This window comes from Dorea sp. YH-dor226 (assembly GCF_039832105.1).
Classification (GTDB): Bacteria; Bacillota; Clostridia; order Lachnospirales; family Lachnospiraceae; genus Dorea_A.
In genome coordinates, this window is the sequence record NZ_JBDOHS010000013.1 from 70,653 (window position 1) to 76,652 (window position 6,000).

Consider the following 6,000-nt stretch of genomic DNA (forward strand, 5'->3'; position numbering starts at 1 on the left):
TTCTCTCTCCTCTCCATATATTTTTATCATCTGTTTTATCTTAAAACATAACCTTTATCGCACTATATCCCGTACATGATTTTGTACTACAGTACCGTACCATGTACTGTACTATATTCCTAATTATATCTGCACAAGTTCATCTTGTCAACCAATTAACGATATGATAAAGTAAAATACAGAAAGAAGAGGTGCTACTACAATGGATACACAAAAAAAGAACGCAAAAGATAAAATAATCGAAGTTGCATGGAAATTATTTCTTGAAAAAGGATACGAAGAGACAACTTTAAATGATATTCTCAAAGAATCAGAAACTTCACGCAGTGGTTTTTATCATCACTTCCACGCAAAAGAAGATCTGCTTTTCCGAATGGCATCATTCTTTGATTCCAACTACTCAGACTGGCTGGAGACCATCGATGCTGACCTGAGTGCTGCCGACAAATTACTGGCATTTGATAAGTATACTTCAAGATTACTCGAAGATTCTCCCTACCGCATTTTTTTGCCACAATTATACGGATATGAGGTTATGAGTTCCAGTGAACGCTTTATTCTCAGCGAAAATCGTCCATACTACCAGGTTGTATTATCTCTGTTCCAGGAGGGTCAGAAAGACGGAACCATATCATCCGAACGTTCCGCCAATGATTACACACACACCTATGCACGAATTCAGCGTGGAGTTGTCTATTGCTGGCTGCTGGAACGCTGCTCGTATTCGCTGGCAGATGAATCACAGAATATGATTCGATTATTTATTGATTCTCTCAAAATCACCCAATAAAACCAAAGACAGCCGTTGCCTGTATTCCTTCATTTTCAGGATCACTGACAACGGCTGTCTTTGATTTTATTGCTTTTTATAAATATGATAAAACTCTTCTATCTGTTTATCCAGCATCCGCAAGGCCTCTTCCACATCACTTTCTTCCTGATATTTGCTGAGCAGAAAGTAGATGGGCGCATAAAAGTTTACCGCAACCACTTCCGGGTCTGCCTCCCGGAATGCGCCCTGACGGATCATCTCCGCAAAAAGTTCTGTCTGATACTTGATACTCTGTTCAAAAAAGATACTTCTGTATATATTATAGATTTCCCGGTTCTGATATTGTTCCATCTGAGACAGACGCCAGAAGCGGGACATAAATTCATCTTTCAGATAAAACAGAAAAGCCTTGCGGCTGATTTCCTGTAATTCCTGTAAGGAAAGATCTTTGTATGCTGTCATCACAGAGTCCTCGTCAATATCCTGCGGAATCCCAAGCGTACCTGACAATTCTTCCATGCGGCCTTTCATCTGATCCACGATTGCATCCAGAATCTCCTGTTTGCTTTTAAAATGTTTATAGATAGAGCTGTCCTTGATCCCCACTGCATCTGCGATATTTTTCACAGTGGTTCCCTTAAATCCCTGTACGGAGAACAGAGTCAATGCTTCATCCACGATTCTTTCTTTGGTATTCATCCCTTAATCATCTCCCAGCAAACGTCTTACTTCATTTTCCTGTTCAAACAGCACGCAGCCTCCGATATGCTCCCGTTCCAGATGCCCCTCTTCCCGGAGCCTTACAAATAACGGAGAATTCAGTGCCTCTTTCAAAGACATCGTTTTCAGGCTGGTATCGGAATACGGAGAAAACGGACATGGCTCTGCTCCACCGGCTGCATTAATGTGAAAGAAGCCTCTTCCTGCCGCCAGACATCCGCCTGAGCTCTTTTCATCTCCCGGGAATGATACAAATACCATATCTTCCCGTTCCGTTCTGATCTGATCCAGCCTCTGATTCATTCTGTCTCTGTCTGCATCTTCCAAAGCCAGGTTCCGGGTGTTGCCATTTACAGGTACATATTCTACATATACCACACCTTTGCACCCCTTATCTGATAACTTATGCAGAAACGAATCCGACAACGCTTCTTCCATATTGTCCTTATGTACTGTCACAGATGCCGCATACAGAATGCCTTCTTTTTTGCATCTTTCCATATGATGCACCAGCATCTGATATGTCCCGGCTCCACGTCTTGTATCCGTTGTCTGTTCATCCCCTTCGATACTGAATACCGGTATCAGATTCCGGTTCTTCTCAAAGATCATAAAAATCGAATCTTTCATCAATGTTCCGTTCGTAAAAACCGGGAACAGAATCTTTTTCTGCTTTCCGGCTGCCTCCAGGACTTCCGGACGAATCGTCGGTTCTCCGCCTGCGAGCAGGACAAAACCAATTCCAAGCTCCGCCGCTTCATCAAAGATCCGCTTCCACTCCTCTGCCCGCAGGCTTCCGTTCTCGCAGGTTCCCCGATCATGACAGCTGTGATTCGCCCTTGCGTAACAGCCTTTACAATGCAGATTACACTGATTCGTGATACTTGCGATCAGAAACGGCGGAATGTGTGTTCCTTCCTCTTCCTGTGTCCTTCGAATCTCCCTCGCCCGCCTGCTGTCCTTTGCATACTGCATCATAAAGATACTTTCCTTTGGATTCTGCAGCGAGGCCTTCAGAATCCCCTTTATAATTCGATCCACACCGTGACTTAGATATTCTTCAAGATTCCATTCTGACATATTTTATCTCCCTTCATTATTCTCCTTCCAAAGCAGAAAAAGCTAGTGCTTACTAGCTTTATTATAAGGCTAGTAAGCACTAGCTGTCAATATTGAATTTTATACAGAAGAGAAACATCAATCCTTTCAGCATTTTCCTGCCCAACAGTTTAACAAGACTTTACACTTTAATAATTCTCATTTTCTCAATATCTACAATGCAATGTCTTCTACCGATATTCCTAAAGAAGACAGTTTCGCTGTCACAACTTTAATCTGGTAATCTAGTTCTGAATTTTCATAACCACCATTTGCTTTTTTTATCCTTTGTAAATCTGTATATTTATCAATGGTAATCGAAATCAGTTCTTCTCTTGTCATCTCATCGCTCATCCTTTCATACCCCTTTCTAATGTTTTATATTTACATTATAGGGTTTTGCTAAAAAGTGTAAAGCCTTATTAAACTTTCTTTCAAAAAAATAGTGCAGGTAATATTCCTATCACCCACACTATTTTCCCTATATTATTTCTGAACAATATTAATGATCTTCTTCGGAACATAGATCTCTTTTACGATCGTTCCTGTCAACTTATCTGCAATTGCTTCTTTTCCCGCTGCAATCGCATCTTCTTTGGAGATATCTGCTGAGATGGAGATGACTGCTTTGGTCTTACCATTGATCTGTACCGGCACCTCAATCTCATCATCCTTCATAGCCTCTTCATCATAGGTCGGCCATCCGGCTGTGAATACACTGCCCTCATGTCCCAACTGTTCCCAGATCTCCTCTGCAATATGCGGAGCAAATGGAGACAAAAGCACTGCCATGGTAGAAAGGGTTTCTTTATCGATACCTCCTTCTTTCTTGGCGATCTCAATCAGCTTATTGTTGTGCTCCATGAATCCGGAGATTGCTGTATTCAGGCTGAAGCTTTCCAGACGTTTGGTGATATCGCACACCAGTCTGTGACGCTCTTTGATCATCTCTTTAGTCGGCTGAACGTCTGCATCCTTGCTGTCCATCACCAGATTCCATACACGTTTCAGGAAGCGGTTTACACCGTCGATTCCACGGTCATCCCACTCTGCATCCAGTTCCGGCGGTCCCACGAACAGCTCATACATTCTCAGGGAATCACAGCCGTAATCTCTTACCAGATCATCCGGAGATACGACATTTCCCTTGGATTTACTCATCTTGATACCGTTCTTACCGGTGATCATTCCCTGATTGAACAGTTTCTGGAACGGCTCATCAAAGTCTACCACACCGATATCATATAAGAACTTCGTATAGAAACGGGAATACAGAAGGTGAAGTACGGCATGTTCTACACCACCGATATACATATCTACCGGAAGCATCTCGTCTGCTTTTTCTCTGGATACCAGTTCTTTATCATTGTGATTATCTACATAACGAAGGAAATACCAGGAAGATCCTGCCCACTGCGGCATCGTATTGGTCTCTCGTTTTGCCGGTTTTCCACATACAGGACAAGTACAGTTTACCCATTCTTCAATACCTGCAAGTGGTGATTCACCGGTTCCTGTCGGCTCATAGGATTCTACCTCCGGCAGACGAAGCGGTAATTCTTCCTCCGGCACCGGTACACATCCACAATCCGGACAGTGTACGATCGGGATCGGCTCGCCCCAGTAACGCTGACGGGAGAATACCCAGTCACGCAGCTTGTAGTTCACTGTTGCACGTCCGATACCACGCTCCTCGATAATGTGTGGTGCCTCCTTCTTAAGAACAGCAGACTCCATACCATTCCACTCGCCGGAATTGATCATGGTTCCGGAAGCTTCTGTATATGCTTCTGTCATATTTTCAATTTCTTTACCGTCTTTTGCGATAACCTGAATGATCGGAATACCAAACTTGGTTGCGAACTCAAAGTCACGGTCATCATGTGCAGGTACACACATGATTGCCCCTGTACCATAATCAGCAAGTACATAATCAGACAGCCAGATTGGTGTCTTTTCTCCATTTAACGGGTTGATCGCATAGCTTCCGGTAAATACACCTGTCTTTTCCTTATCCTGCATACGATCGACATTAGACTTCATGGAAGCTTCAAAAATATACTTTTCTACAGCATCTCTTGTCTCATCTGTTGCAAGGCTCTTCGCAAGTTCGTGCTCCGGTGCAAGAACCATAAATGTCGCACCATACAGTGTATCCGGTCTTGTGGTATAGACCGTAATCTTCTCTTCTCTGCCTTCTACCGGGAAATCAACCTCTGCACCGTAGGATTTTCCGATCCAGTCAGCCTGCATCTTTTTCACCTTTTCCGGCCAGTCCAGTTTATCCAGATCGTTTAAAAGTCTGTCCGCATATTTGGTAATGCGAAGCATCCACTGACGAAGATTCTTCTTGGTTACCTCTGTACCACAGCGTTCACATTTTCCATTTACGACCTCTTCATTTGCAAGACCTGTCTTACAGGACGGACACCAGTTGATCGGGAATTCCTTCTCATAAGCAAGACCTTCCTTGAACATCTTTACAAAGATCCACTGTGTCCATTTATAGAATTCCGGATCTGTCGTATTCACTTCTCTGTCCCAGTCATACAGCGCAGCGATCTCATTGATCTGACGTTTGATATTCTTAATATTCTCTTCTGTAGAGATTGCCGGATGCACACCCATCTTAATCGCATAGTTTTCTGCCGGAAGGCCAAATGCATCCCATCCCATTGGATGGATAATATAATATCCCTGCTGCAGTTTATAACGGCTCCATACATCAGAGATTACATATCCTCTCCAATGTCCTACGTGAAGACCATTTCCTGACGGATATGGAAACATATCCAGACAGTAATACTTCTGTTTCTTATTGCCATTCTCATCATATTGAACGTTTACCGGGTTTTCTTCCCATTTTTCACGCCATTTTTTTTCGATTGCCTTATGATTATAAGGTACTTTTGACATTTTTCTGTTCCTCCTGTTTTTTCTTCCTGGTATGTTCACACGTAACAAAAGCCTTTTCATCTCTTAAGAGACGAAAAGGCTGAATTTCCGTGGTACCACTCTTCTTCACTGACGGTTTCCGTCCAGTGCACTCATCTTCTTCTGTAACGGGAAGGGCCCGCTTCTGCCTACGCTCTCATTCAGCAGAAGAACTCAGAGGCGAGTTGGGAGATTACGCTTGCTGCCTTGCACCATCCGGCAGTTCTCTGAAAACGATAGGCTCTTAATACTCCTCTTCAACGTTTCTCATTTATATATTTGCCTATATATTATAAGAAGAATGTTAAAATAAGTCAACCCCCAACCACAACTATCTTGCATTATTTTCCAAAGACTGAAGTGAAAAGTTTATTTCCACTTTGAAGGAGGGAAAGTGGATTTTAGTCTTACATCTATTTCCACTTCCACAAATGCAGCATTTAGTCTTACACTTTTCCTGTTAGACAGTCGCCGGA

Annotated in this window: 5 protein-coding genes and 1 other annotated feature; of the genes, 1 reads left to right on the forward strand and 4 read right to left on the reverse strand. The window is 42.9% G+C overall.

Translation table 11 applies throughout. From position 1 onward, the window contains the following. Nucleotides 1-202 precede the first annotated feature (202 nt). Nucleotides 203-790 (forward strand): TetR/AcrR family transcriptional regulator, encoded by a 588-nt coding sequence (locus tag ABE547_RS11270; protein WP_347378874.1) that lies wholly within the window; start codon nt 203-205, stop codon nt 788-790. Between the two features lie 66 nt (nt 791-856). Here the strand turns inward: ABE547_RS11270 and ABE547_RS11275 are convergent, their stop codons facing one another. The 4 genes from ABE547_RS11275 to leuS all read right to left on the reverse strand — a co-directional run bounded on the left by ABE547_RS11275 (nt 857) and on the right by leuS (nt 5,506). Then, on the reverse strand, nt 857-1,471 hold the full coding sequence (locus tag ABE547_RS11275; protein ID WP_347378875.1) for a TetR/AcrR family transcriptional regulator: 615 nt from the start codon (nt 1,469-1,471) through the stop codon (nt 857-859). A 3-nt stretch (nt 1,472-1,474) separates the two neighbouring features. Then, nucleotides 1,475-2,572 carry a radical SAM protein gene (locus ABE547_RS11280; protein ID WP_347378876.1) on the reverse strand — a complete coding sequence of 366 codons (1,098 nt, stop codon included), beginning with the start codon at nt 2,570-2,572 and terminating at the stop codon, nt 1,475-1,477. A 192-nt stretch (nt 2,573-2,764) separates the two neighbouring features. After that, nucleotides 2,765-2,944, reverse strand: coding sequence for a hypothetical protein (locus ABE547_RS11285; RefSeq protein ID WP_347378877.1), 180 nt, complete (start codon nt 2,942-2,944; stop codon nt 2,765-2,767). Between the two features lie 132 nt (nt 2,945-3,076). Beyond that, nucleotides 3,077-5,506 (reverse strand): leucine--tRNA ligase, encoded by a 2,430-nt coding sequence (gene leuS, locus ABE547_RS11290; RefSeq protein ID WP_347378878.1) that lies wholly within the window; start codon nt 5,504-5,506, stop codon nt 3,077-3,079. A 63-nt stretch (nt 5,507-5,569) separates the two neighbouring features. Then, nucleotides 5,570-5,794 (reverse strand) — a binding site (T-box leader). Nucleotides 5,795-6,000: the final 206 nt, after the last annotated feature.

Excerpts from the sequence above, each read along its gene's own strand:
- ABE547_RS11270 (WP_347378874.1), top strand. The coding sequence starts at position 203 with ATGGATACACAAAAAAAGAACGCAAAAGATAAAATAATCGAAGTTGCA.
- ABE547_RS11280 (WP_347378876.1), bottom strand. The coding sequence starts at position 2,572 with ATGTCAGAATGGAATCTTGAAGAATATCTAAGTCACGGTGTGGATCGA.
- ABE547_RS11285 (WP_347378877.1), bottom strand. The coding sequence starts at position 2,944 with ATGAGCGATGAGATGACAAGAGAAGAACTGATTTCGATTACCATTGAT.
- ABE547_RS11275 (WP_347378875.1), bottom strand. The coding sequence starts at position 1,471 with ATGAATACCAAAGAAAGAATCGTGGATGAAGCATTGACTCTGTTCTCC.
- leuS (WP_347378878.1), bottom strand. The coding sequence starts at position 5,506 with ATGTCAAAAGTACCTTATAATCATAAGGCAATCGAAAAAAAATGGCGT.